This is a genomic window from Nocardioides sp. zg-1230 (assembly GCF_013155335.1).
Lineage (GTDB): Bacteria > Actinomycetota > Actinomycetes > Propionibacteriales > Nocardioidaceae > Nocardioides.
In genome coordinates this window covers 190,530-214,337 of sequence record NZ_JABJQZ010000005.1, presented here as the reverse complement: position 1 = coordinate 214,337, position 23,808 = coordinate 190,530, and the positions used below count along the sequence as shown (strand labels likewise).

Sequence of the window (23,808 nt, the reverse complement as noted above, 5' to 3'; positions counted from 1 at the left end):
GGACGTCTCCGACCGTCAGTGCCGGTGGCGCAGCGGTCGGAGATGGTTCTTGACGATGTAGGCGCCCACCTTGCGACCCAGCGACTTGCCCATCTCGGTGGAGAAGCGGAAGTGGATGCCGGCCATCACGCGCGAGTCCGCGTTCTCGTCGGCCGCCTGGGTGAAGGTCTCGAACGACCGGACCGGGTTGGCCGGCACCGAGGTCGTCGAGTCCATCGAGAACGGCACGTGGTCGGTCCCGAAGGAGCGCTCGAGCACCTCGGCCGCGCCGGCGCCGAGGACGCTGTGGGTCGAGGGGTAGTCCTGCACGGGCGGGGTCTCGAGGTGGCTCAGCCACGCCGGATCAGCCACCGTGCGACGGTTGCCGTCGGTGTCGCCCGCCCGGATCGCGGTGTAGGGCCGCCAGAAGTCCCAGTGGAACTTGGAGTCCCAGCCCGCGACGTAGCTGTCGTACAGCGCCATGTTGACCAGCGCGAACATGCGCGCCGCACGCCACAGCTCCAGCTCCTCGCTCGTCGTGGTGACGCGGGCGATGCGGGGCCAGCCGATCTCCGACGACTCGTACCACCAGCTGGCGTAGTAGCCCTGGTCCTCCGTGCGGGTCGTGCTGCCGAGGGCGCCCACCGACTTCACCTCGTCGTACGCCCTGGCGTACCCGCGGCTCCGCAGCGACGGGGGCGGTGGCACCCGGAACTGGTCGGGTGACGTCAGGCCGAAGGGCGTCGCGTAGCGGAAGTCCTCGGCGAAGGTGAAGTCGTACGGCGGGACGTACTGGTAGTCGCCCGGCTCGGTGCCCGGCACGAACGTCGGGCTGACGAGGTCGACGACCGTGCCGTCGTCCTCCCGCAGCGCGACGACGGCCGCCGCCGCGTCGGCGCCCAGGGCGAGTGCCTTCGTCTTGGCCGTGCCGTCCGGCACGGTGGCGAGCCAGGTCGCGAGCTCGGCGTCCAGCGTCGCCTGCTGGGCGGGGTACACCGCGACGAGCACGTCGTGGGCCGCCGCGGCCGCGGCCGCGACCGGGTCGGCGCCGTACGACCGGCCGGTGTAGGCGTACTGCTCGTACTTCGGCCTGATGGCGTTGAGGGCGTCGTGCATCGCGATGTGCACCATCGCCTGGTGCCGCGAGCCGAGGAAGGAGATGTAGCCGTCGTCGGTCATCGCCGCGTCGAAGACGATGCGGCTCCAGTCGACGACCACGTCACTGCTCGTGGTCGTGCCGTGGGTCGAGCCGGTGGTGGTCAGGGTGGGGGCGAGGGCGTCCTGCTTGCCCTCGTCGTCCGTCGCCCCGGCGACGCCGCCGAGCGCGAGGAGCGTGAGCAGTGCGACGAGCACGGTGGCGACGGTCGATGCCGTACGCCGGCCGGCGCGCGCTGCTGACGCGACATGGACGTGCGAGATGGGGGTTGTCGTCATCGGTCCTCCTCAGAGAGTTCCGACAGCCAGAAGGTCCCCCGTGGCCAGCCTTCAACGCTACGCCGGGACGCCGCTCACGCGTCGAATCTGACTAGGCCTGACTAGACCACGACGGTGCGGGTGCCGGCCGCGACGTCGTGCAGGCCGCGACCGTCGAAGGTCAGCAGCGGCGGGACCAGCAGCCCGACCAACACCGAGCGGGCGAGCGCCCGCAGCAGCGAGACCGGCCGGCCGGAGCCGTCGTTGCGGACCACCCGCAGCCGGGTGGCGAGCTTGCCGAACGAGCCGCCCGCGAGGGCGGTGAACAGCGCCGACTCGAGGACGAACAGGGCCAGGGTGCCGAGGCCGTTGGGGTTGCCGCTAAGCACGCCGACCGCCACGAGGCCCTCGACGACGGCCAGGCAGGTCACCCAGTCGACGAAGAGGGCGAGGATGCGCCGCCCCCAGGTGGCCGACCCGAGCTCCGGTGTTACAACGCTGGTCACGCAGCCAGCCTAGGAGGGGTTCGGGAGGGGCCCATCGACCGGTCACCCGTAACACGGGCGAAACAAACGGGATACGGTCTGGAAACTGCTCCCGCCTAGCGTGGCGGCACGGTGCAACGAGGCTCCGCTCCCGAACGCTGCAAACTGGACGTGCGCGCATCGCCGTCAAGGAGGAACCGAATGTTCAACAACTCTGATGAGCTCCTCAAGTTCATCAAGGACGAGCGCGTCGAGATGGTCGACGTCCGCTTCTGCGACCTGCCGGGCGTGATGCAGCACTTCACGGTGCCGGTCTCCTCCTTCGACCAGTCGGTCTTCGAGGACGGTCTCGCCTTCGACGGCTCCTCGATCCGTGGCTTCCAGGCCATCCACGAGTCGGACATGTCGCTCTTCCCAGACGTGACGACCGCCTACCTCGACCCCTTCCGCGTCGCCAAGACGCTGGTCGTCAACTTCTTCATCCACGACCCGATCACCGGTGAGGCCTACAGCCGCGACCCGCGCAACATCGCCAAGAAGGCCATGGCCTACCTCGGCTCCACCGGGATCGGCGACACCGCCTACTTCGCCCCCGAGGCCGAGTTCTACGTGTTCGACAAGGTCCGGTTCGCGACCTCGGAGAACGAGGGCTTCTACCACATCGACTCCGAGGCGGGTGCCTGGAACTCGGGTGCTGTCGGCACCGAGGACAACCCGAACCGCGGCTACAAGGTCAAGTACAAGGGCGGCTACTTCCCGGTGGCGCCCTACGACCACTTCGGCGAGCTGCGCGACGAGATGGTCATCGAGCTCGAGCGGTCCGGCCTGCTCGTCGAGCGCGCCCACCACGAGGTGGGCACGGCCGGTCAGGCCGAGATCAACTACAAGTTCGACGAGCTGCTCAAGGCCGCCGACGACGTGATGAAGTTCAAGTACATCATCAAGAACGTCGCCTGGCGCAACGGCAAGTCCGCCACGTTCATGCCAAAGCCGATCTTCGGCGACAACGGCTCCGGCATGCACTGCCACCAGTCGATCTGGAAGGACGGCTCCCCGCTCTTCTACGACGAGACCGGTTACGCCGGCCTGTCCGACACTGCACGTCACTACATCGGCGGCATCCTGAAGCACGCTCCGTCGCTGCTGGCCTTCACCAACCCGACGGTCAACTCCTACCACCGCCTGGTGCCCGGCTTCGAGGCCCCGGTCTCGCTGGTCTACTCCCAGCGCAACCGTTCGGCGTGCGTGCGCATCCCGATCACGGGTGCGAACCCGAAGGCCAAGCGCGTGGAGTTCCGCTGCCCCGACCCGTCGGCCAACCCCTACCTCGCCTTCTCGGCCCTCCTGCTCGCCGGCATCGACGGCATCCAGAACAAGATCGAGCCGCCGGACCCGATCGACAAGGACATCTACGAGCTGCCGCCGGACGAGATGGCCGACATCGACCAGGTCCCCACCTCGCTCGGAGCGGTGATGGACAACCTCGAGAAGGACCACGAGTTCCTCACCGCGGGCAACGTGTTCACGCCCGACCTGATCGAGACGTGGATCGACTACAAGCGGAGCAACGAGATCCTCCCCGTCCAGCTGCGCCCGCACCCGCACGAGTTCGAGCTCTACTACGACATCTGATCGACGGCGTAGCCTGGAAACGGCCCTTGACCTGCGGAAACGCAGGATCGGGGGCCGTTTTCGTTGGTCCGCACCGTTCTTCGTCGCCGCTTCGCCATTACGCCGCCACGGCTGGCTGCCTGTTCGCCGCTGTCACGATGTGCGTCCACTGCCCAGCTCCCGACCCTGCCATCGCGAGCTCCCAGCCACGCACCACCTCGGGCCGGCCATGACGTACCACTCCGTGAACGGGCATGGTGAAGGTCGCGTCGTCGGCGACCAGTCGTGCAAGCTCTCGCAGGTCTCCGTCCTCGGTGGCCCTCACGTAGTCCTCCACAACGCGGCGCTCCTCGGACGTCAGGTCGTCGCGCGCGTCCCATTCATTGCGATCGGCAGGCAGCCGTTGTCGCATCGTCGTGCGGGCCCGTTGCAGCGCACTGTTGGCCGCGGGTACCGTCATGTCCAGCATCTCTGCACACTCGGCAGCACGGACACCCACCACGTCCCGCAGTAGCAGCACGGCCCGCTGGCGGGCCGGCAGGTGCTGGACCGCTGCGACGAAGGCGATCCGCAGCGTCTCGCGTCGGACCAACCGTTCGTCCGGCATCCCCGTCAGGCGCTCGTCCGGGTAGGGGTCAAGTGACCGAGGCCGCGACCGGGCGGCCACGTCGGACTCAGGGACGTGTCCGCGGGGGGCGCCGATTGAGTTCCTCTCAGTCCGTATGTTGCGTCGGATCACGTCCAGGCATGCGTTCGTGGCGATCCGGTACAGCCACGGTCGCGCCGTTGCTGCGTCGCGTAGCGACTCGCGCTTGCGCCACGCGCGCAAGAACGTCTCCTGAACGACGTCTTCCGCCTCATCGAGCCGTCCGAGCATCCGATAACAATGAACGTGTAGTTCGCCTCGATGCCGGTCGACCAGCTGCGCGAAGACGTCGTCCTGCGCCAGAAGCTCGTCCGGCGCGAAACCCGCACTCGCTTCGAGCTGACTGCCAGCTGCACTGAACATGTACATGACTGTTCATGTTAGCCCACCTGCTTCACCTCGACGCCGATCTCGACGCCCAAGCCGGTCAGGCCACGAGCTGTCCGGGTGGGGTCAGCGCAGCGAGGACGGTTGCACGGATGAGCGCGGGCGCCCTGTCGGCGTCGAGCTCACCGCGATGGACGGCGCTGGAGGCGGCGTGGATGACCCCCTGGATGGTGGTGACCTGCCAGCTCAGTGGCATGTCGGTGCGCACGCTGCCTTCACGGCGCGCGCGGCGCAGCACGCGCAGCATTCGTTGCGTCGGCTTGTCGTGCGCCTGGCGGAAGTCGCGTTCCGGCATGGCGGCTTGTGCTGCGAGCACCAGCCCGCCGACTCGGTGGGTCACGTGCCAGCTCGCGACCAGTAGCCGGCCGAGGGCCTCGCGGGCGTCGCCGTCGAGGTTCACCGCCTCGAGGTCGGCGTCAGAGGCTGCCATCGCGCGATCGACGACCTGGCTGACCAGCGTCGCGCGGTTGGAGAAGTGGCCGTAGAGAGTGACCCGACCGACACCGGCCGCGGCCGCGATGTCGTTGATGCTCGCCTCGGGGTTCATCGCCAAACAGGCCGTGGCCGCATCAAGGATCGCCGCGATGTTCTTGCGGGCGTCCGCGCGCTTCGCCGTTCGGCCGGCATCTGCCGAGGACGCGCTCATCCCAGAAAGTGTACGCAATCGTCTGCGTTGTACTGTAAGTCGGACCACACCGTACGAGTTAGAGTCTGTCGTGAATACGACCCGCGTGACCCGGAGGCTCTCCTCTTCGTCGAAAGAAGGCTTGCAGATGGATGTCGCAGGAGACCAGGAAAGCGCGTCGAACCCCTGGTGCGCGGTGCACCTGCCGCAGGGAGTCCTGCTACGCGACATCGAGAATGACGACGCACCGGGTCTGTACCTCATCCACGGGAACCCCTTGGCGTACGCGCACGACCCCAGCGAGACTCACCCCCACCTCGAGCACACGCGAGCGTTCCTCGCCCCGTTCAGAGCGCACTGGGACACGTTCGGGTTCGGCTACTGGACGGCCCTGGCGCCCGAGCCGTGGTGGCCTTCCGGTGCCGAGGGTGCCCGCACACACGACGATGGTCGCCGCATCGTCGGACTCGGTGGGATCCAGACCTTCGACCTACAAGGCACCCGCGTCCTCAACGCCTACTTCCGGTTGGCTCCGGAGGTCCAAGGCCGCGGGCTCGGAACCCTCGTCCTCCGGGCCGCGCTCGCCTGTGCCGCCGCCGTGGAGCCGCACCTCGACGTGGTCGTCCGCACGAGGCCGGCGAACATTGCGGCACGCCGCACGGCCCGACGAGTCGGGTTTGCCGACGAAGGGACGGTCCCAGGCGACACCTCGATGCAACTGCTTCGATACCGAGTCGCTGGAGGTTGAACGTGCCTGCATCGCTGAAGTACGCGATCGTCGAGCGCGAGCGCCGGTACCTTGTCGCGCGGCTGCCTCTTGGAATATCGAGCACCAAAGAGATCACGGACCGCTACATCACGGGCACCCGCCTTCGTCTTCGCGAAGTCCGGGAGAGCGATGGAACCGTGACGCGGAAGCTCGGCCAGAAGGTGCGTCTCACCCCCGGCCCAGAGGAGGTTGCCTGCACCACCCTCTACCTCGACGACCACGAGTGGCCCCTCCTCTCGGAGCTACCGGCCCGAACCCTGCGCAAGAAGCGGCACCTCGTCGAGGCCGACGGGTGGCTGATCGCCATCGACGAGTTCCCGGACGGCTCGCTGCTCGCTGAGATCGACGGCGGCGACCAGCCGTCCGACGTGGTTCCGGCCTGGCTCGAGGTGGTGCGCGACGTCAGCAACGACGAAGCCTGGACCGGTGGAGGGCTAGCGCGGAAGCGATGGTCGTGCGTGGCAGAGTCACCCCGGGGTTGACACGCGCAGTGCCGCCCACCAGGCTCTGCGGGATGAAGCGTCAACCCGGGGATGACACGAGCGTTTGGAGCGAGATACTCGCCCATCGCGATCCCGACGAGCTCGAGCTGGCGGTCGCGCGGTTCGAGCTCGCGCGAGTCCCCCCGGACGTCGTCAGCGCGACCTTGCGGGACTGCGGTGACGCGTTGTTCTCCGCTGGTCGATCAGATGAGGCGGATTGGGCACACGAGTTCGGCGGCAGCGTGGCGGTTGCCCTGCTCGCCGCCGAGGTGTCGGCGCTCGCGGCCCATCTCAACTCTCGCGCGGCGGCGGTGAGATCTGCCGCCGTCGAGCTCCTCCTGGACGACTTCAGTGCCGTCTCGGTCGCCGAGGAGCTAGGCGTCTCCAGGCAGAAGGTCTACGACATCGCGCGGGCGTCGCACCGCACCGCCGCCTACATCCCCCGCGTTCCTTGGAGGAGCCATGAGCACCATGTCTGAGCGAGTCTCGTTGCCCGACCCGAGAGCCCAGCGGCTTCTCCATCCAGCGGACGTCGCGCAGGCCCACCCCGCCTACGTCCGCGGCTGGGCCATGTCCGTCCTTGCCGCTCCCGAGGTGCTCACGCTGGTGGGGTCGCTGGCCTGGGTCCTCTCCGGCTCGTGGGTGGCTCCGACGCTGGCCGTGCTGACCACGGGCGTCGTCGCCGAGATGGCACGACGCCACCTGATGGGCGAGGCGTGGGCGCACATCCCGCGCAAGCGACAAGACCGCACCCCCGACACTCCAGCGCCGTACGCCCTCGTCGAGGCAATCATCCGGCCCGCTGCCATGGCGGCGGGCGTGATGCTGGTGCTGGCAGGCCTGACGAACCATGGCGCCGGCGTCCGCTCGTTGGCGTTCGGGTCCGCGGCCGGCGTGGTCCTGGCGCTGATGGGCGTACCGCTCATGCGCTGGTTGCGGACCCGATCGTCGTGCGCGGCGCTCGAGGCCTCAGCTGGTCTCGCCTGCGTCATCGCCGGCATCGGAGTGGCATCGTTCGCGGGCTGGATCCCCGAGCCGCTCGACCCGGTCGCCTTCCTGCTGGGACTCGGCATGCTCGTCGTGGTGTACGCGACATGGCTGGGGAGCCGACGTCTGCGATCCCAGGATCGATCAGGCCCGGCGTGAGACGGCGGCCTCGACGAGCAGGTCGGCGAGCCGATCTGGGACGCTCAGCATCGGCCAGTGGCCCGCTTCAAGGTGTCTAACGTCCCAGCCGTGCGCGACTTGGAGCTTCTCGAGATGGGGCTCGGTGTGCGCTCGGGCGATGACGGTCGAGGGTTGGTCGGCGATGGGGCTGGATAGCTCGACTGGCTCGGAGATCGTCCGCGCCGGGTGCGGCAACAGCTTGGTGGCCAGCCACTGGACGTGGGCGCTGGTGAGGTCAGGCTCCTGAGCGATGGCCGCGGCGGACGGGGGTGGCCACCAGCCGTCGTTCGCCCGTATGTCCCTCAGCTCCAGGGCCTTCTGCTCGGCGCCGAAGGCGTCCAGAAGTGACTCACCGTCACGGGCCAGGAAGCCTTCGACGTACACGGTGCGGACGATGTGGCGTGGCGCCTGATCGGTGACCATTCCGGCGACCAGCCCTGAGTACGAGTGTCCGACGAGGACGATGTCGGTGAGGCCGTGTCGGGCGATGGTGCTCAGTGTGTCGTCGACGTGGGTCTGCAGGGTGACAGCGTCCACGTCCACGTCACCACGTGGTTGTAGCCCGGAGAACGACACGGTGAGCACGCGGTGGCCACGTCGGGTGAGACGGGTGTGGATGGGTTCCCACGCCCATGGGCCTGACCAGGCGCCGGGCAGGAGCACGAAGGTGCTGCGCCCGGCGTGGGTCGCGCGGTGGTTGGTGCTGGTCACGATTGGCTCCTCTGGTCGAGTTCCGTCTTGTCGCGCGGGGAACTACTGGCGTGCAGCATTGACGTCGGCCGGACGCCTGATCGGTTGCGTGCCCGCCGGGTAACCACGACAGCGACAGTCGCGGCGACGGCACACAGCGCGGACGCGGACAGGGCTGATGCTTGCAGCGCATCGATGAACGCGGCGTCGGCCGCGCGGAGCACGTCTTCGGGCACAGACTCGGCGATGCCAGCGGCGCCAGCGCGGGAGTCGATGACCGGTGCAGTCGATGATGCCGAGAGGCTCGCGTGCAGCACGTCGGACATCCGATCGCGGTAGACCGCCGACCCCAGGCTGCCGAGCAGCGCGACGCCCAGGGCGCCCCCGAGCTCGCTTCCAGTCTCGGTGACCGCCGACGCGGCGCCGGCGCGCTCTATCGGCGCGGCACCGATGATGCTGTCGGTCGCGATGGTGCCGGCCGCGCCGGCTCCGAGCCCCACCAGGATCGACCCGGCAATGAGCCACGTGTGGTCATCCGCACTCAGCATCGCAGCCATGGTCAGCCCGATGCCCGCGAGTCCTAGGGCGCCCGCCACTAGTGGCAGCGCGGCCAGTCGTTCAAGGAGCGCGGGCGCCGACATCGATCCGGTGATGGTGGCGACCATGACCGGGAGCGTCCACATTCCCGCCTCGAGTGGTCCTCGTTGGGCCACCAGTTGCAGCAGCTGGGCCATGTAGAACAGCAGCCCCGCCACGACGAAGGCGCTGAGCACGATCGCCACCAGGCACACCGCGAAGCCAGGAGTTCGCAACAGCGAAGGGTCCACGAGGGGATGCGAGGCGGTCTTCTGCTGCCGCATGAAGGCACCACCGACTGCGGCCCCCGCGGCCAGGCTGACGACCGCGACGAGGCCGAGACCTTCGCTGACCACCGTCTTCAGGGCGTATGTCACGAGCAGGACGGCGACGAGTGACAACACGGCGCCGCGGAGATCGAGCCGCGACCGTCGCCGGACCCGTGGGGCTGGCAGCACGGCGGCTCCCCCGACAAGGAGCACCACCATCACTGGCACGTTCAGCAGGAAGGCGGAGCCCCACCAGAAGTGCTCCAGCAGTGCGCCGCCGACCAGGGGTCCCACCGCGGCGCCGGCTGCGAAGCAGCTCATCCACACTCCGATGGCCTGTCTGCGCTGCCGCTCCTCGCGGAACATCGAGCGCAGGATGGCCATGGAGGACGGGGCCAGAGTCGCGCCGGCCAGGCCGAGGATCGCTCGCGCGGCGATCAATTGCTCGGGGGTTGAGGCGAACGCGGCGAGGAGCGATGCGGCGGCGAAAGCCGCTGCACCGACCATCAACAATCGACGCGGGCCGACACGGTCGCTGACCGCGCCCATGGTGAGCAACGAACCCGCGATGACGAAGCCGTAGATGTCGCTGATCCAGAGCAGTTGGCTGGCCGTGGGTGTCAGCGAGGCGGTCAAGGACGGTACCGCCAGGAACAGGATGGAGACGTCCATCGTCACCACCAGAGCTGGCAGTGACACGACCGCCAGACCGACCCACTCACGCCAGCCCGCCGCGTTTCCGGGTTGATCACGTGCGGTCGTGGGGCGTTCACGCCCTTCTGTCGTCATGGGAGATCCCCCGCATCTGTCAGTTTCTTCAAGAGACGAAGTGACCGTAGGCGTACACTGTGAGTTCCGTCAAGGAACTAACTCGTCCCGGAGGACTGATGCATCGGACCGACTTCTCGCGGATGGATTGCTCGATCGCTCGGAGCCTGCCGGTGGTGGCCGAGCCCTGGTCGGTGCTCGTGCTGCGCGACGTGCACGTCGGGATCAGGCGCTTCGAGGAGCTTCGGCAGGATCTCGGGGTCTCGCGAAAGGTGTTGGCCGAGCGACTGCGACACCTGGTCGAGCTGGGACTGCTCGAAGCCGAGTCCTACTCCGAACGGCCGCCGCGTCACGAGTACGTCCTCACGGCCAAAGGCAATGACTTCATCGACGTGCTTCTTGCGATCGCGGCGTGGGGTGATCGGTGGACCGCTGGCGAAGCAGGTCCCCCGACGCTGTACCGGCACCATGCCTGCGGTCAGGTGACCCACGTCGAACCGCACTGCGCGGCCTGCGGCGAAGTCATGCATGCGGGCGACGTCGAGGTCGAGTCCGGCCCGGGAGCTGAGCCCTTACCCCGCTCCTCAACGCACGGCGTTGAAAGACGCGCCTGAACCGGACGGCACCAACGCGGTGCTCTGGTGTTCCGTCACCTCCACGAACCTGGGAGGAGTCAGGGCTGCAGGTTCCGGCGGGCAGCATCCGGCCGGGTGAGTCACCCGCTGCCGCGGCTCTACGCGAAGCGTCGGAGGAGACCGGGCTGGGCGGACTGCGCGTGAAGTGCAAGGTCGGCGAGACCACGTACGACATGGCTCCGTATCGGTGGGAGACGCATCATCGACATGTCTTCCTGCTCGAGGTGGCCGGTCCGGTTCCGGAGCGGTGGGTGAGCAGCGAGGATGATCCTGACGACGGGAGCGATCCAAAACGGTTCGAGTGCTATTGGATTCCCTTGACCAAGGGGCACGCCCTTGCTGGTGGTCAAGGTGCCCTGCTCGGCGAGGTGTAGCCACTCCAACTCGCGTGTCGCGGTCACGCACGCAGCTCCCCTACCCGAGAGCCACGCCGTGACGAGGGCAGCAAGGTCCGCCACTGCGCAATCGAGCGGCACTCTCCGGGCGAAGGCGCGATGCACGCGTGGTTCGTGCCAACCGCACGGGTCGAAGATGCGCTGACAGGACGCAAGGTCAGTGCCATGCTCACTCACGAGAACGTCCACAACAATCCCCGGCCGTCGCGACCTCTTCCGACCAGACCCGCACCGCTGCCCCGCCCCACCAGCCCACGCGCCGTCGACGCCCGCATCGACGGCGGCACTCCCCCGGCATCGTGCACTCCGTACCCCAGGGCCCACGAGCTCGGACCCGCGGGCGAGGGTCGCTCATGAAGGCCGCCACGGCCGCCAGGTTCGTGACGCACTACGTCGAGATGGTCGTCGCGATGGCGGCGGGCATGCTCGTCCTGTACCCGGTCTGGACGGTCGCCATCACTGGCACGTCTCCGACAAGTGTCCTTCGATCGGTCGAGGTCGACACCATCGTCATGGCCACGGCGATGTCCGTCCCGATGGTGGCCTGGATGCGGCATCGGGGACACGCGTGGGCGCCTGCGTGGGAGATGAGCCTGGCCATGTACGCCGGGTTCGTCGTGCTCTACCCGTTGCACTGGGCAGGCCTACTGAGCGAGGCCGCGGTGATGTCGTACGGCCACGTGCTGATGCTCGGCTTCATGCTGCTGGCCATGCTCTGGCGTCGCCACGAGTACACCGCCGCGCATCTCGACCACCAGCGGGTGGGGAACGACACGTTCACCGCTTCCGTCTCGACCAGGTCGTCGTCGTGACGACGCACGAACGCACCACGGCCGACATTGGGCCGATCCAGACGCCCGTGCGACGCCCCGCCTGGGGCCACTGGCCCAGCATCGTGGGTCTCCTCGTCGCTGCGTGGCAGATCGTGGTCGGCGTGGACACCGAGGGCACCGCGATCACGGTCGCAGCCGCCGCGTCCTGCTATCTGGCTGCCGCCGCCCTCCACCGGCGGTGGGTGGCCTGGGCGGGGATCATCGGGAGCGCATCAGCCGTCACCGTGACCGAGCTCGCCGGCGTCCCGTGGTGGTGGGGTCTGACCGCCTATGTGGGCGTCCTGGTCGTCGTCGGACTGGCCCTCGGCTCACCCGGTCGGATGCTGTCCGAGCAGACCCTGGCGATGCTCTGCTTCGGCGGTCTGGCCCTTGTCGCGTTGTTGATCGCACCGCGGGTCGGGCTCGCCCTGGCAGGACTGGTGCTGGTCAGCCACGCACTGTGGGACTACCGGCACTGGCGCCGCAACGACGTCGTCCCCCGGTCGATGGCCGAGTTCTGCATCCTCCTCGACGTGCCCCTCGGCGCTGCGGCCCTCCTCCTCGCGGTCGCCGGGTGACAACGGGATCGACCGCACCACCCCTGCGGCTCCACGCGGTCTGGTGGTGCGGTCGGCCACGGGATGCTGCACCAGGTGCTATCTGATCCAGCCTTGAGCTCGGGCGATCGCGATGGCCTGTCCCTTCGACTGGGCGCCCAGCTTCGCGGTCGCGGCCGCGACGTAGTTGCGGACGGTCCCTCCAGCAAGGTTGGTACGGCGAGCGATGACGGCGGTCGGGAGGTCAAGCGCAGCGAGGCGCAACACCTCGAGCTCCCGCTCGGACAGGGGGTTGGGCGGTGCGGTGATCGCGTCGGCGGCCAGCGCGGGGTCGACGTAACGCTCGCCGCGCCGCACACCCCGGATGACCTCGGCCAAGGTGCCCGCCGGCGCACCCTTGGCCACGAACGCAGAGGCACCCGCCTCGAGGGCGTCGCGGAGGTGGGCAGGGCGCCCGCGGCCGGTCAACAGCACCACCGCGCAGTCAGGCACCGAGCGACACAGCTCCACCGTCGTGGCGATCCCGTCCGGTCCGGGCATCTCGAGATCTAGGACGACGACGTGGGGACGATGGCGACGAGCCTGGTTGACTGCCTCCCGGCCATCCGCGGCCTGCGCAACCACCTCGACGTCGGCCTCGAGCGACAGCAACGCCGCGAGCGCTGCACGGACGGTCGTCTCGTCGTCAGCGACGACGACCTTCAGCGATTCACCCATGGGCGGCCAGCTCCTCGTCGGGCACCCCGGCAGGCACCGAGACGTCGATGGTGAACGAGTCCGCGCCGCGATGTACAGCAACAGTGCCCCCGACGCCGGCAACCCGCTCGCGCAGGCCAGCCAGACCGGAGCTCGAATGGCCCGGGCGCGACGACGCCGAACCCGACGACTCCGAGCCCGACCGGGTAGGTCCTTGCGGCGAGCGTCCCGGGCGGGGCCGATCGTTGGTCACCTCGAGCCGCACACGATCGCCCTCCGACCGCAGGACGATGCGACACCGCTGAGCGTCGCTGTGCCGCAGGACGTTGGTCGTCGCCTCCTTCACCGCCATCGTGAGTGCCCGCAGCGCTGGGGCCGAGGCATCCACGTAGCTGGCCTCGACGTCGGTGTGCAGTCCAGCGGCGGCGAGGATGCGCGCCATCTGGTCCACCTCGGACCGCACGTCGAGGTCTTGCTGCCGCGGCGCGAGCGCCCTCCGGAGGCGACCGAGCGCCGACTCGGCGATGGCGCGCACCTCCTCGGCCTCACGGGCAGAGGACGCGGGGTCAGCCTCGGCGGTCCGCGCTGCCAGCTCGGCCTTCAGCGCAATGACGGTGAGGTCGTGTCCGAGGATGTCGTGCACGTCGCGTCCGAACCGGTTCCGCTCATCGGCGGCCGCTGCCCGCGCTTCGACCCTCTGGGCCGCCTCGGCACGCACCAGCAGCTCCCACAACCACACCGGCGCACGGTTCACCAGCGCGAGCCCCGCACCGACGCCCAAGGTCACGACGGCGTACTGGAACGCGTCCCCGTTGAACATGACGGCCACTACCCCACTGGTCACCAGTGCCGCCAGGGAAGCCACCGCTGCCCAGGACCAGGACCACATCAGCGGCGCCGTCCCGATCACGCTCGCCCCCAGCCACGCCCACGTGGCCCACTGGTCCGCAGCCACCGGGCCGACCAACGGGACACTCAGGGCCGCCGCAGCCACGAACAGCAGCTGCCGGCGCCGGTGCGTACGGATGGTCGTCCACGGGGTCACCGCCGACCACATCACCAGCACCTGCGCGACGAAGAAGACAACCACTCCCACGACACCGCTGGCGCGCAGGATCGTGGCACCCTCCCGGCCCACCCCGACCAGCGGCAGCAGCACGACACTCAGGACGGATGAGAACAACCAGACCACCGTCAGTAGCCGCGCCCGCGTCAGCGTGCGGCTGGGCAGGACGGGCTCGGCCCAACTCATGATCATCACCCAAACGTCTTCCACGTTGCCGCGACTCGGCGACCGCGCGTGCGGCCTGCCCGTGGAACCAGGAAGGGACGCATGTGCACGAGATCGCGCTGATGCTGCCGGACGAGCGCGATGTCGGTGCTGTCCACCTGGCAGGCGAGCCGGACGTCGTCAGCGTGGACTCCCGGGAACGCTGCATCGACGCCCGTGGCGAGGTCGCAGGCAGCCTGGGAAGCGCGTACGCGTTCGATCAGCGCGCGCTGGTCGACCGGCTGCCCCAGCAGCCGTGCTCTGATCAGCTCGGCGCACGCAACGTCCTCGTCGGCAGTCCCTGAGGCGCCGGTCACGACCAGGTGCACTCGTCTCGGACCGGCCTCGCGGACCATCTCAGCGGTGGCCGATGCGTTGACGAGGCTGCCTGCTAGCACAAATGGAACATCCGCAAGTGCTAGGACGCCGCGAGTGCCGTTTGCCGTCGTCTGCACGACGTCGTGATCTGTGAGGTCGAGCTGGGCCACTCGCCCCGGGGAGTTCACCAGCCTGAACCCGGGGGCAGGCGGACCGTCCTTCAAAGCGACCACGGCGGGACGAGTTGCGCGCAGCCGCTGTGTTGTCGCGAGGGCGTTCGCGTCGTCCGTCGCAAGCCAGACAGTCCGCGCGCCGCGAACGTAGAGCATGGGGGTGACCGTGAAGGCGCGAAGCACATCGATGACCACCGCGGCGTCCGCGGCGGACGTCATCGCCTCACCGGTCCCGATGATGCGCACGTCGGGGTTCATCCGTCATCACGCGTCGGATCTGCACCGGCAGTGAAGGCCGCGGCCTGACTGTGCAACCGGGTCGCTCCGAGACCCTCGGCCCACCGGCCAACCTCGGAGCCGAGTGGTCTCGCGCCTGCTTCGTCGCCGCGCTCACGAGCCAGTTGCGCCAGCAAGATCAGCTGGTTGAGCACCGCAAGTGCGCTGCCCGAGCGTGCCGCGTGGAAGGCCGAGGCCTCCCACTGCTCCCGCGCAGCGTCCATCTCGCCACGATCGTGGGAGTGGTCGCCCAGGTGCCGCAGCACCTCGTAGACAAGATAGTCATCACCCGCGGCAAGAGCGGGCGCCAACGCCGACCGGTACAACGCAGGCGCCACGTCCCGCACGCCGTACAGGTTGTCGAACACTGTGCCAAGGATGAAGTCGGCCCACGCGCGTCGTCCCTCGTCAGGAGGGTTGCTACGCAGGTGATCTATCGCCTCGCGCAGCTGCTTGACCGTCGCCGAGTCCCGGCCCTCATCACTACCCAACCGTGTGCCGGGCGTGAACAAGGCGTTGTGGAGGTCAGCGCGCACCTGCAGGAGCCCGACGTCCCACGCCAGCACGGGGTCCTCGGCACGCGCCACGGCCGCGTGAGCCCGCAGGAGCCCGGCACGGGCCCCGGGGGCACCCGTCGAGTAGCCGCGTCCAGTCTCGACCTGGGCGCGCGCGAGGATCACGCGCGCATCCCGACTGTCGGCTGGCAGCAAGGCCAACGCCGCGTCGCTCTCTCCCGCACGCGCCAAGCGACCAGCCGCGCTCACTGCAGCATCGACCGGGATCTCGACCAGTTCCACGCCCATCCCGTCTTCATCAACCACTGCCATAACGACCTTCTTGTCCATGAGCACAACGACCTCCGAACGCGACCTACCGCAACAACGCCATGGCCATTAAACCGAACTGCACTGTACAGTTTAATGCGGTCAGATGGCATGTATGCGAACCAACGCGCACTGCCCGGGGCGCCGCCGAGTGGGGCGACGCAACGGGCACGGAGCAAGAGGCAGGAACGCGTGTTTCCGAGACAACCGGCCACCGTCCGTTCCCCCAGCCTGGCCCTTCCCCATCACACAGCCAGGCTCAGCCTGCGTAGCTACACGGTCGACGACGTCGACGACTCGTTGGCCTACTACGCCAGCCCCACCGTGGTCACTTACGTCCCGTGGGAGCCATGGACCCGTGCGGAAGCACAGCGGCGGATCGTTGAACGCATCAAACGGACACAGCTCGACGGACCAGGGTCCGCGCTGTCGCTCGTAGTGGAGCTCCAGGGTCGCCTCATCGGCGACGTGGTGCTTTGGCCGGTCGACGAGACCATGTCGCGCGGCGAGATGGGCTGGGCATTCGACCCGGAGGCCGGCGGGCACGGATACGCCACCGAAGCCGTTCACGCGCTCATGCGAATTGCGTTCGAGACCTATGGCATGCACCGGGTGCTGGCCCACGTCGACCCCCGCAATGAGGCCAGCCTGCGCCTGTGCGAGCGCGTCGGGATGCGCCGCGAGGGCCACCTCAGGGAGAACGCGTTCATCAAGGACGAGTGGGTCGACTCTGTGGTGTTCGGAGCTCTGGCGGCAGAGTGGCTCCACCCGAGCGACCTTGGCGAATGGAACACCATCGCATGACACGAGCGCCTCGGCCCAGACGGTGGCCCGAGCCGGAGTCGGTGGGGGGTGATCTGCGCATCGTCCCCCTGTCGAGTCACCTCCTCGACCTGGACCTTGCGGCGTACCGCGCCGGGCACAGGCGATCCACGCCCACAGCGCAGGCCGATGGCCCGCGGATCTCGGCCGCGACGAAGCCCGCCAGCTCATGTCGGTCCACGCGGTGTACCGATGTTTGCCCGCGGAGGTGTCGACCCTCGCCGCGCTCGAGGCGGCGAGCGATCTGGGGCCCATCGCCATGACAGGTCAGGAGCTGCCGTACCTGTGGTTCGTCGACGAGCACACCGGGTCATCTGACCCGTCGTCCTGATCAAGGTCCGGTGGCGCGCGTGCTCAGGAGAGGTCGTCGGCGACAGCGCCGAGGGCGGTGTAAGCGGTGGGCCGCCTCGCCTCCCGCAGCTGCGTCGGCGTCTCGCCGCTGAAACGCCGGAACTCGCGGACCAGGTGGCTCTGGTCGACGTATCCGTAGGCCGCGGCGACGTCGGCGATCGAAGCACGGTGCAGAGCGGCCGCCGCCCACTCGAAACGCACCACGGCTGCGGCGACCTTTGGGGTGACGCCGATCGTCTGCTTGAACCGTGACGACACGTGGCGATGACTCGACCCCGTCTCCCCCACCAGCGCCGAGATGCGCGCCATTCCACGGCTGCGGTGAATCTGGTGCCACATCCAGGCCACCATCGGATCAGCGCCCTCCGAGCACGCGAGGCGTTGGAGCAGCGCACGATCCATCATCTCGAAGCGACGAGCCCAGTTGCCGGCCGCCCACAAGCGCTCGCGGAACCCCTCACCAAAGGCGGGGATGACGTCGGTCAGGTCCACCACAGCGCGGGCGATCGAAGCAGCGGGCGCGTCGAACAGCAGCGACGCACCAAGCGGAGTCAGGTAGACCTGCAGGCAATGCTGGCCGCCGGTGAAGGCGGTGGTGGCGTGCCCGGGCATCACGCCGACGACGAAGGATTCTTTGAGCCCCACCCCGATGCCGTGGGACAGATCGAGGATCTCAAGCCGAGGACCGAAGGACACGACCAGCGGGATCAGGCTCCCCGCCGGTTGACGCCGCACCACTCGTCCCGTCGTGTCTTCGCGATAGCCCACCATCCCGGCCACGATGCCGCGCAGGGCGGGATGCGCCGGGTGTCGCACGAGCACCGGCCCAGGCTCTCGCCGTACCACGTCGCGCACGCCGCCCCCTTCCCACCGCTCGGAACGGTCGACACGTCGTCCCGGTCAATTTCGTACAAGGCGAACCCCGTCGTCGCGCGCGAGGGTATGCCCCGAAAGGAGTACACACCATGCGAAAGCTGATCGCGATCGAGTTCCTGTCCGTCGACGGAGTCATGCAGGGCCTGGGATCGCCCGACGAGGACCGTTCTGGAGGGTTCAAGCACGGCGGGTGGGGAGCCCGCTTCGCCGACGCCATTCACACCACGAGCGGACGCAACGGTCTGGCAGGAACGAGCGCCTACCTCTTCGGTCGCCGGACCTACGAGAAGATGGCCGCATTCTGGCCCCACCAACCCGACACCAACCTCATGGCCGCGCACCTCAACGGCACCCCCAAGCACGTGGCCAGCTCGACGCTCGACTACAACGACGTCACCTGGGACAACACCACCGTGATGACGGGCGACCTCGCCTCGAACGTCAGACGCCTCAAGTCCACCGGCACCGGAGACCTCGTCATCCTCGGTAGTGGCGTCGTGGTCCGCCACCTGCTCCGGCAGGACCTGATCGACGGCCTCCGCCTCTACGTCCATCCTCTGGTGCTCGGATCCGGGACGCGACTCTTCGGTGAGCTCCCCTCGCCCCTGTCGCTGAAGCTGACCGGCTGCGACACGACCTCCCTTGGCAGCATCGTCCTCACCTACGACATCGACCACGACGGTGACGCGTGACTGCCCGCCATGCCGGAGGGCGGCACACGGCTGAACTGTGACAAACACCCGGTGCGCAAGTGCGCCCTAGTGCCAGACAGTCATCTCCGAACTGGTGGCCGAGGAACGAGCCCGTGCCTCACCAGCCGATCCGACGTGCCCGTACAGGAGAACACATGACCGGCCATCACCATCCGCGCGTGGGCTCGCGACGTCGCCGCCGCGGATGGATGGCCGTGCTGGTGTCGCTGAGCGTGTCCCTCGCCGGATGCACCTCCGAACGGCCCTCGGCCCCGACGGACGACCGCGCGTGGGTTCGCGGCACGGTGCCGCAGCACCCCGGGCTCCCGGGCCGAAGCGTCTTCCGCGACGCCACCTGGTGTGACGACGCCTGGTGGCTGGTGGGTGCGGTCTACCTGGACGAGCCATCGCAGACGCGAGACACGCGCCCAGCAGCCTGGTCCTCACCGGATGGCATCCGGTGGGCGCCCGTCACCATCAGTACGACGACGTACTGGGGACACCGAGCGATCCTCAACTCGATCGCCTGCTCCCGCGACCGGATTGCGGTCGTGGGAGCACGATCTGGCGGAGCCCACGGCAACCCACGTGTCACCACCTTCAAGCAGAACAGTGACCGGTCGCTGGTCGACGTTCCCGCGGTGTTCACCCAGTACGGCGGTGTCACAGCCACAGGCGTCGGACCCGTCACGGGTGGCCCGGAAGGCTGGCTGATCGCCGGGAACCGGCTGTCCGGACCCGGCGTGTGGGTCACCGACGACCCCAGCGCTTTCACCAAGGTCGAGGGCGAGCCTGCGCTGACGGGTCCCGCCGGCTACGAGGCAATCGCCCAGTCGGGCGTCTGGGACGCCAGCGGGTGGACCCTGGTCGGCGGCGGAGCACACCGCGGGTCGATGGCAGATCGGGACCCGGCCGCCTGGACCTCCTCCGACGGGCTGACGTGGGCGCCCGAGGACGTGCCGTCGAGCTCAACCCCCGAGGACATGCACCGGGCAGTGCTGCTGGCCGACGGCCACCTTCAGGCCGTCGGCCTCTCGGGAGATCACTTTGCGTCGTGGACACGCACGGACGAAGGATGGCAGCCCGCGACCGAGTTCGGTCGCGTCGCCAACACCTGGCGAGGAACGCCGTACGTCGCCTCGACGGCCGCCACGAAGGACGAACTCCTCGCGACCGTGAGCACCGGCGACTCTTACGAGCTGTGGGGCACACCTCTCGGCAGCTCGGCCTGGCGCAGGCTCCCTGCCCCGATGCGCCCAGCCACCGCGAGCGATCACACCCTGATCGCGGCAACGAACGGCGACCGGGTCCTGCTCGTCGGCGATGACGGCAACGAGAGCGGCGTATGGACGAACGAATCGCGCGATTGACGGTCCCGGAGCGACAGCAGCTCCTAGACTCAGGCTGGTCGGGTTCGAGGACCGCCTGGGCGCTGAGCGAATGCGCGGCATGGGCATGCTCGACGAGGCCATGGCGGCGACCCTCGCCGAGCCTCGAGGCATGCTTGAGGTCGTCGTGTGGGCCAGTTGCGACATGCTCGCGGCCTGCAGCCTGGTTGACGACGTGCAGCGCGCGAGCCAGTGGTGCCGGGCCGCCGACCGGTTTATGGACACCTATGGCTGCCCTTTCCTTCAGGCTCGGTGCCGCGCCCACTACGGCCGGGTGCTGGTGGCCGCCGGGCGCTGGACCGAAGCCGAGCGTGAGCTGGATCGTGCACTGTCGATGGCCGCGGACACCGGTCGGGGGCCGCGCGCCGAGGCTTTGACCGCGCTCGCGGACCTGCGTCAACGCCAGGGCCGATCGGAAGAGGGCCTTCAGCTGTTGGATGCCGCGGACGATACCGCGACCGGTGTGGCGATCAGGGCATCATGCCTCCTTGATCTCGGCAGGACGGATGAAGCCCGGGCAGCGCTTCGCAGTGAGCTCGCCGTCCAGTCGCTGGACAGTGCGGACTATGCGCTTCTCGTGGCGGCACTGGCCGAGGTTGCGCTGGCCGCCGGTCGCCTCGAGGAGGCCGCGCAACTGCTGGCACACGACCACCCGGTGAGGCGCGCCCCGGCGTACCCCCGAAGCGCTGGTCTCCTCGCGAAGGCAAGCGGACTGCTTTCTGTGGCGCAGCATGATGTCAATTCAGCCCGGAACCATCTCGGGTTCGCGCTGGAGATGTTCACCCGTCTCGAGCTGCCCTTCGAAGCCGCGTGCACCGAGCTTCACCTCGCGTTGATGCTGCGAGCCGACGATGTCGACGCTGCGATCGGCCGAGCGCAAGCCGCCCACCAACGGCTCGAGGGGATCGGAGCCCGCCAGCGCGCGGCTGAGGCAGCTGCCCTGCTCAGATCGCTCGGCGTCACCCCACGTCCAGGACGCCCAAGCGGCGACACACTCTCAGTGCGCGAACGCGACGTCCTCGAACTGCTGGCCGCAGGACTGAGCAATCCAGAAATCGCTCAACGACTGTTTCTCAGCCGTCGCACGGTCGGACATCACGTCAGCAGCATCCTGCACAAGCTCGACTTGAAGTCGAGGGCGGAGGCGGCCGCCTACGCCGTTCGCCAGTCAGCACCTCCGCGACTGCGCCTGACACACCGACACCAACCCCGGCCCTGCCCAGGAGACGCTCTTCACGGACCTGACGGATGAGCCGCTCACTCGAAGTTGAACATTTGGTCATCTTCCGACGCCTTTCGTCCTTGCGCGTACCAACTGCACCCCACGGTCCTCCCAGCGCGACGTTTACGCAGGTCAGCGGGACCGACGAGGACCCTGCTGACAGCTGCGAGCTCCGCGGACAGAGCGTCCCTCGTGGCCCGCTCACCCGTTCCCGACCACCTCCTGGTCGGACGCATGCGGTCGGTGGCGGGTCTCGTACATGCGCAGCGCCACGACGACGCCGGACCCAGCGGTCAGCGCGGCGACCGTCCAGACGGCGGCATCGACGCCGAGGGCGTCGGCGACGATGCCGGCCAGCAGCGCCCCGACCGCGAAGCCGCCGTCGCGCCACAGCCGGTAGACCCCGACCGAGCGGGCGCGCCAGGCGGGGTGGGCCACGTCGCCGATCGAGGCGAGGAGCGTGGGGTAGACCATCGCCGTGCCGGCACCGAGCAGCATGGCCGCGACGGCCCAGACGGGGAACGACTCGGCCAGCGCGATCAGTGCGAGGGCCACGGCCTGGAGCCACATGCCGCCCGCGATGAGCCACTTCCGGCCCCACCGGTCGGAGAGCGCTCCGGTGACGAGCTGCCCGACGCCCCACACGGCGGGGTAGAGGGCGGCGAGGACGCCGATCTTGCCGACCGAGAGCCCGGCGCTGGCGAACAGGATCGGGAACAGGCCCCAGGCGAGGCCGTCGTTGAGGTTGTTGACCAGGCCGGCCTGGCTAGCCGAGGACAGGGCGGGCTCCCTGAAGCTGGTCTGCACGAACACCTGGCCGTTGGTGAGCTCGCCGTGGAGGTGGTCGTGCCTCCCGTCGGCCCGGGCGACGTGCCCGGTGGCCTCCAGCCGGGCATGCTCACGCGTCTCCTTCACGGCCAGGGTCGACAGCCCGAGGCCGAGGGCCGCGAAGGCGATCCCGAGGAAGAACGGTTCCGGGCGAAGCCCGTACGACTCCGCGACGTACCCGGTGGCCAGCGCGGTGACGGCGACAGCGGCGTACCCGGCGGCCTCGTTCAGGCCCATCGCCAGGCCACGCCGGGCTGGTCCGACGAGGTCGATCTTCATCACCACGGTCGTCGACCAGGTCAGGCCCTGGCTGATCCCGAGCAGCACGTTCGCGACGATGATCCAGGTCCACGACGGCGCCCAGATCAGCATGAAGGGCACCGGTACGGCGACGAGCCAGCCCGCGACCAGGACCGGCTTGCGGCCGAAACGGTCCGACCAGGTGCCGGCGAAGTAGTTGGTGGCGGCCTTCGAGACGCCGAACGCGAGAATGAAGCTCAGCCCGGCGGTGTAGGCGGTGAGTCCGAACTCTTCCTGGCCGAGCAGAGGCAGCACGGTCCGCTCCTGCCCGAGCATGCCTCCGACCAGGGCGTTCACGACCACGAGCAGCGTGAACTGCGCAGCGTTCTGCCGCAGGCCGAGCTCGACGTGTCGTCCGGTGCCGCTGATCTCGCCCATGGGCCACCTCCAGACAGAGCAGGACGGACGTCGAACCGGACTTCCGCTCACGCGAGGGAGAGGAAGAGCTTCTCCATCTTCTTCACGTCGAGGCTGTCAGCGTCGCCGTCGTTCTCGACGAGGCACTGCTGCAGGCCGCTGGCGACGATGGCGAACCCGGCCCGGTCGAGGGCCTTGGACACGGCGGCGAGCTGGGTGACGACGTCCTCACAGTCGCGGCCTTCCTCGAGCAGGCGCAGCACGCCGGCAAGCTGGCCCTGGGCGCGCTTGATGCGGTTGATGACCGGCTTCATCGAGGTGGGGTCGAGCTCCATCACTTCTCCTGGGTCAGTGCCGCGAGCGCGGCGGTGAGACGCTCCTTGGCGTCGGCGGCGACGGCGTGCAACGCGTCGTTGTCGGCCAGCCCCATCATTGCGTCGGGGTCGAAAGCCTCGACGAGGGTGGTCGCGTCGTCGAGTGCCCGCACCACCACGTTGCACGGCAGCACCGCGGCGATGGAGGGGTCCACGTTGAGCGCCTCATAGGCGAGCGCGGGTCGGCAGGCGCCGAGGATGACCTGGGGCGCGACGTCGACGTCGAGCTTGGTCTTCAACGTGGCCTTGAGGTCGATCTCGGTCAGGATGCCGAACCCCTGGTCGCCGAGTGCGGCTCGCACGGCCTCGACGGCGTCGTCGTACGAGCGGGGCAGCGTGGCACTGAGCGTGAAGGTGGCCATCAGGCGCTCTGCTTCTGCTCGGCGAGGGCGGCCTCGACGTCGAGGTCACGCACGCCAGCGATGACCTGCTCAAGAGCGGCGGCCGGCAGGGCGCCGGGCTGGGAGAAGACCAGGGTGCCGGACTTGAACGCCATCAGCGTGGGGATGGAGGTGATGTTCGCGGCGGCAGCGAGTGCCTGCTCGGCCTCGGTGTCGACCTTGCCGAACACGATGTCCGGGTGCTCGGCCGAGGCCTTCTCGTACACGGGGGCGAACATGCGGCACGGGCCGCACCAGGACGCCCAGAAGTCGACGAAGACGATGTCGTTCTCGGTGACGGTGCGCTCGAAGTTCTCCGCACCCAGGGTGATGGTGGCCATCGGGTTGGCTCCTCTGCTTGTGTCTCAGGTGGTCGTACCCACCGCAACCAAGAT

Annotated in this window: 28 protein-coding genes; 13 read left to right on the top strand and 15 right to left on the bottom strand. The window is 68.7% G+C overall.

From position 1 onward, the window contains the following. Positions 1 to 15: 15 nt before the first annotated feature. A complete protein-coding gene (locus HOO61_RS16910; protein ID WP_172260557.1) occupies positions 16 to 1,413 on the bottom strand; it encodes a vanadium-dependent haloperoxidase in 1,398 nt (465 codons plus the stop codon). A 101-nt stretch (positions 1,414 to 1,514) separates the two neighbouring features. Next, positions 1,515 to 1,898 carry an RDD family protein gene (locus HOO61_RS16905; protein ID WP_172260555.1) on the bottom strand — a complete coding sequence of 128 codons (384 nt, stop codon included), beginning with the start codon at positions 1,896 to 1,898 and terminating at the stop codon, positions 1,515 to 1,517. Positions 1,899 to 2,078: 180 nt separating this feature from the next. Here HOO61_RS16905 and glnA point away from each other — a divergent pair, with 180 nt between their 5' ends. Further along, positions 2,079 to 3,509: a type I glutamate--ammonia ligase gene (glnA, locus tag HOO61_RS16900; protein WP_172260553.1), complete on the top strand. Its 1,431-nt coding sequence runs from the start codon at positions 2,079 to 2,081 to the stop codon at positions 3,507 to 3,509. Positions 3,510 to 3,606: 97 nt separating this feature from the next. Here glnA and HOO61_RS16895 read toward each other — a convergent pair whose 3' ends face one another. Then, positions 3,607 to 4,503 carry an RNA polymerase subunit sigma-70 gene (locus HOO61_RS16895; RefSeq protein ID WP_172260551.1) on the bottom strand — a complete coding sequence of 299 codons (897 nt, stop codon included), beginning with the start codon at positions 4,501 to 4,503 and terminating at the stop codon, positions 3,607 to 3,609. Between the two features lie 58 nt (positions 4,504 to 4,561). Next, positions 4,562 to 5,167 (bottom strand): TetR/AcrR family transcriptional regulator, encoded by a 606-nt coding sequence (locus tag HOO61_RS16890; RefSeq protein WP_172260549.1) that lies wholly within the window; start codon positions 5,165 to 5,167, stop codon positions 4,562 to 4,564. A 127-nt stretch (positions 5,168 to 5,294) separates the two neighbouring features. Here HOO61_RS16890 and HOO61_RS16885 point away from each other — a divergent pair, with 127 nt between their 5' ends. From HOO61_RS16885 to HOO61_RS16870, 4 genes are read left to right on the top strand one after another with little or no spacing between them, the layout of a single operon-like run. Beyond that, entirely contained in the window at positions 5,295 to 5,894 is a 600-nt protein-coding gene (locus tag HOO61_RS16885) for a GNAT family N-acetyltransferase (RefSeq protein WP_172260547.1), read from the top strand. Between the two features lie 2 nt (positions 5,895 to 5,896). Continuing rightward, entirely contained in the window at positions 5,897 to 6,397 is a 501-nt protein-coding gene (locus tag HOO61_RS16880) for a hypothetical protein (protein WP_172260545.1), read from the top strand. 32 nt (positions 6,398 to 6,429) lie between these two features. After that, positions 6,430 to 6,876: a hypothetical protein gene (locus tag HOO61_RS16875; RefSeq protein ID WP_172260543.1), complete on the top strand. Its 447-nt coding sequence runs from the start codon at positions 6,430 to 6,432 to the stop codon at positions 6,874 to 6,876. Further along, on the top strand, positions 6,869 to 7,543 hold the full coding sequence (locus tag HOO61_RS16870; RefSeq protein ID WP_172260541.1) for a hypothetical protein: 675 nt from the start codon (positions 6,869 to 6,871) through the stop codon (positions 7,541 to 7,543). Before HOO61_RS16875 ends, HOO61_RS16870 begins: the two co-directional genes overlap by 8 nt. On the opposite strand, the gene HOO61_RS16865 is transcribed toward HOO61_RS16870, so the two are convergent. Beyond that, entirely contained in the window at positions 7,529 to 8,227 is a 699-nt protein-coding gene (locus tag HOO61_RS16865) for an alpha/beta fold hydrolase (protein WP_367650242.1), read from the bottom strand. The genes HOO61_RS16870 and HOO61_RS16865 overlap by 15 nt on opposite strands. Positions 8,228 to 8,271: 44 nt before the next feature. Then, positions 8,272 to 9,888 carry an MFS transporter gene (locus HOO61_RS16860; RefSeq protein WP_172260537.1) on the bottom strand — a complete coding sequence of 539 codons (1,617 nt, stop codon included), beginning with the start codon at positions 9,886 to 9,888 and terminating at the stop codon, positions 8,272 to 8,274. A 59-nt stretch (positions 9,889 to 9,947) separates the two neighbouring features. Between HOO61_RS16860 and HOO61_RS16855 the strand changes: the two genes are divergently transcribed. The 4 genes from HOO61_RS16855 (at position 9,948) to HOO61_RS16840 (ending at position 12,287) form a co-directional block, all read left to right on the top strand. Continuing rightward, complete coding sequence (locus HOO61_RS16855) at positions 9,948 to 10,481, top strand: winged helix-turn-helix transcriptional regulator (protein WP_367650222.1); 534 nt, start codon at positions 9,948 to 9,950, stop codon at positions 10,479 to 10,481. Continuing rightward, positions 10,478 to 10,876 (top strand): NUDIX domain-containing protein, encoded by a 399-nt coding sequence (locus HOO61_RS24980; RefSeq protein ID WP_216659081.1) that lies wholly within the window; start codon positions 10,478 to 10,480, stop codon positions 10,874 to 10,876. The genes HOO61_RS16855 and HOO61_RS24980 overlap by 4 nt, the downstream gene beginning before the upstream one ends. A gap of 374 nt (positions 10,877 to 11,250) precedes the next feature. After that, positions 11,251 to 11,709, top strand: a complete 459-nt coding sequence (locus HOO61_RS16845; protein ID WP_216659042.1) for a hypothetical protein — start codon at positions 11,251 to 11,253, stop codon at positions 11,707 to 11,709. After that, entirely contained in the window at positions 11,706 to 12,287 is a 582-nt protein-coding gene (locus HOO61_RS16840) for a hypothetical protein (RefSeq protein ID WP_216659041.1), read from the top strand. Before HOO61_RS16845 ends, HOO61_RS16840 begins: the two co-directional genes overlap by 4 nt. Before the next feature lie 78 nt (positions 12,288 to 12,365). Here HOO61_RS16840 and HOO61_RS16835 read toward each other — a convergent pair whose 3' ends face one another. Genes HOO61_RS16835 through HOO61_RS16820 form a run of 4 tightly spaced genes read right to left on the bottom strand, consistent with a single transcriptional unit; the run spans position 12,366 to position 15,844 of the window. Further along, positions 12,366 to 12,983 (bottom strand): response regulator transcription factor, encoded by a 618-nt coding sequence (locus tag HOO61_RS16835; protein WP_172260535.1) that lies wholly within the window; start codon positions 12,981 to 12,983, stop codon positions 12,366 to 12,368. Beyond that, positions 12,976 to 14,214, bottom strand: coding sequence for a sensor histidine kinase (locus HOO61_RS16830; RefSeq protein WP_172260533.1), 1,239 nt, complete (start codon positions 14,212 to 14,214; stop codon positions 12,976 to 12,978). The genes HOO61_RS16835 and HOO61_RS16830 overlap by 8 nt, the downstream gene beginning before the upstream one ends. A gap of 5 nt (positions 14,215 to 14,219) precedes the next feature. After that, positions 14,220 to 14,981: a 2-phosphosulfolactate phosphatase gene (locus HOO61_RS16825; RefSeq protein ID WP_172260531.1), complete on the bottom strand. Its 762-nt coding sequence runs from the start codon at positions 14,979 to 14,981 to the stop codon at positions 14,220 to 14,222. Next, a complete protein-coding gene (locus tag HOO61_RS16820; protein WP_172260529.1) occupies positions 14,978 to 15,844 on the bottom strand; it encodes a hypothetical protein in 867 nt (288 codons plus the stop codon). The genes HOO61_RS16825 and HOO61_RS16820 overlap by 4 nt, the downstream gene beginning before the upstream one ends. A gap of 171 nt (positions 15,845 to 16,015) precedes the next feature. Between HOO61_RS16820 and HOO61_RS16815 the strand changes: the two genes are divergently transcribed. Then, positions 16,016 to 16,627, top strand: coding sequence for a GNAT family N-acetyltransferase (locus HOO61_RS16815; protein WP_216659040.1), 612 nt, complete (start codon positions 16,016 to 16,018; stop codon positions 16,625 to 16,627). Between the two features lie 372 nt (positions 16,628 to 16,999). On the opposite strand, the gene HOO61_RS24975 is transcribed toward HOO61_RS16815, so the two are convergent. Then, positions 17,000 to 17,818, bottom strand: coding sequence for an AraC family transcriptional regulator (locus HOO61_RS24975; RefSeq protein ID WP_172260525.1), 819 nt, complete (start codon positions 17,816 to 17,818; stop codon positions 17,000 to 17,002). 143 nt (positions 17,819 to 17,961) lie between these two features. On the opposite strand from HOO61_RS24975, the gene HOO61_RS16805 reads away from it, so the two are divergent. From HOO61_RS16805 to HOO61_RS16795, 3 genes are all read left to right on the top strand, one after another. Continuing rightward, entirely contained in the window at positions 17,962 to 18,564 is a 603-nt protein-coding gene (locus HOO61_RS16805) for a dihydrofolate reductase family protein (protein ID WP_172260523.1), read from the top strand. A 551-nt stretch (positions 18,565 to 19,115) separates the two neighbouring features. Then, positions 19,116 to 19,934, top strand: coding sequence for a hypothetical protein (locus HOO61_RS16800; protein ID WP_172260521.1), 819 nt, complete (start codon positions 19,116 to 19,118; stop codon positions 19,932 to 19,934). Between the two features lie 79 nt (positions 19,935 to 20,013). Beyond that, positions 20,014 to 21,204, top strand: a complete 1,191-nt coding sequence (locus HOO61_RS16795) for a LuxR C-terminal-related transcriptional regulator (protein ID WP_172260519.1) — start codon at positions 20,014 to 20,016, stop codon at positions 21,202 to 21,204. Between the two features lie 171 nt (positions 21,205 to 21,375). On the opposite strand, the gene HOO61_RS16790 is transcribed toward HOO61_RS16795, so the two are convergent. Genes HOO61_RS16790 through trxA form a run of 4 tightly spaced genes read right to left on the bottom strand, consistent with a single transcriptional unit; the run spans position 21,376 to position 23,754 of the window. After that, positions 21,376 to 22,680 (bottom strand): MFS transporter, encoded by a 1,305-nt coding sequence (locus HOO61_RS16790; RefSeq protein ID WP_172260517.1) that lies wholly within the window; start codon positions 22,678 to 22,680, stop codon positions 21,376 to 21,378. 47 nt (positions 22,681 to 22,727) lie between these two features. Next, positions 22,728 to 22,994 (bottom strand): metal-sensitive transcriptional regulator, encoded by a 267-nt coding sequence (locus HOO61_RS16785; RefSeq protein WP_172260515.1) that lies wholly within the window; start codon positions 22,992 to 22,994, stop codon positions 22,728 to 22,730. Beyond that, on the bottom strand, positions 22,994 to 23,395 hold the full coding sequence (locus HOO61_RS16780; protein WP_172260513.1) for a DUF302 domain-containing protein: 402 nt from the start codon (positions 23,393 to 23,395) through the stop codon (positions 22,994 to 22,996). The genes HOO61_RS16785 and HOO61_RS16780 overlap by 1 nt, the downstream gene beginning before the upstream one ends. Then, a complete protein-coding gene (gene trxA, locus HOO61_RS16775; protein WP_172260511.1) occupies positions 23,395 to 23,754 on the bottom strand; it encodes a thioredoxin in 360 nt (119 codons plus the stop codon). Before trxA ends, HOO61_RS16780 begins: the two co-directional genes overlap by 1 nt. Positions 23,755 to 23,808: the final 54 nt, after the last annotated feature.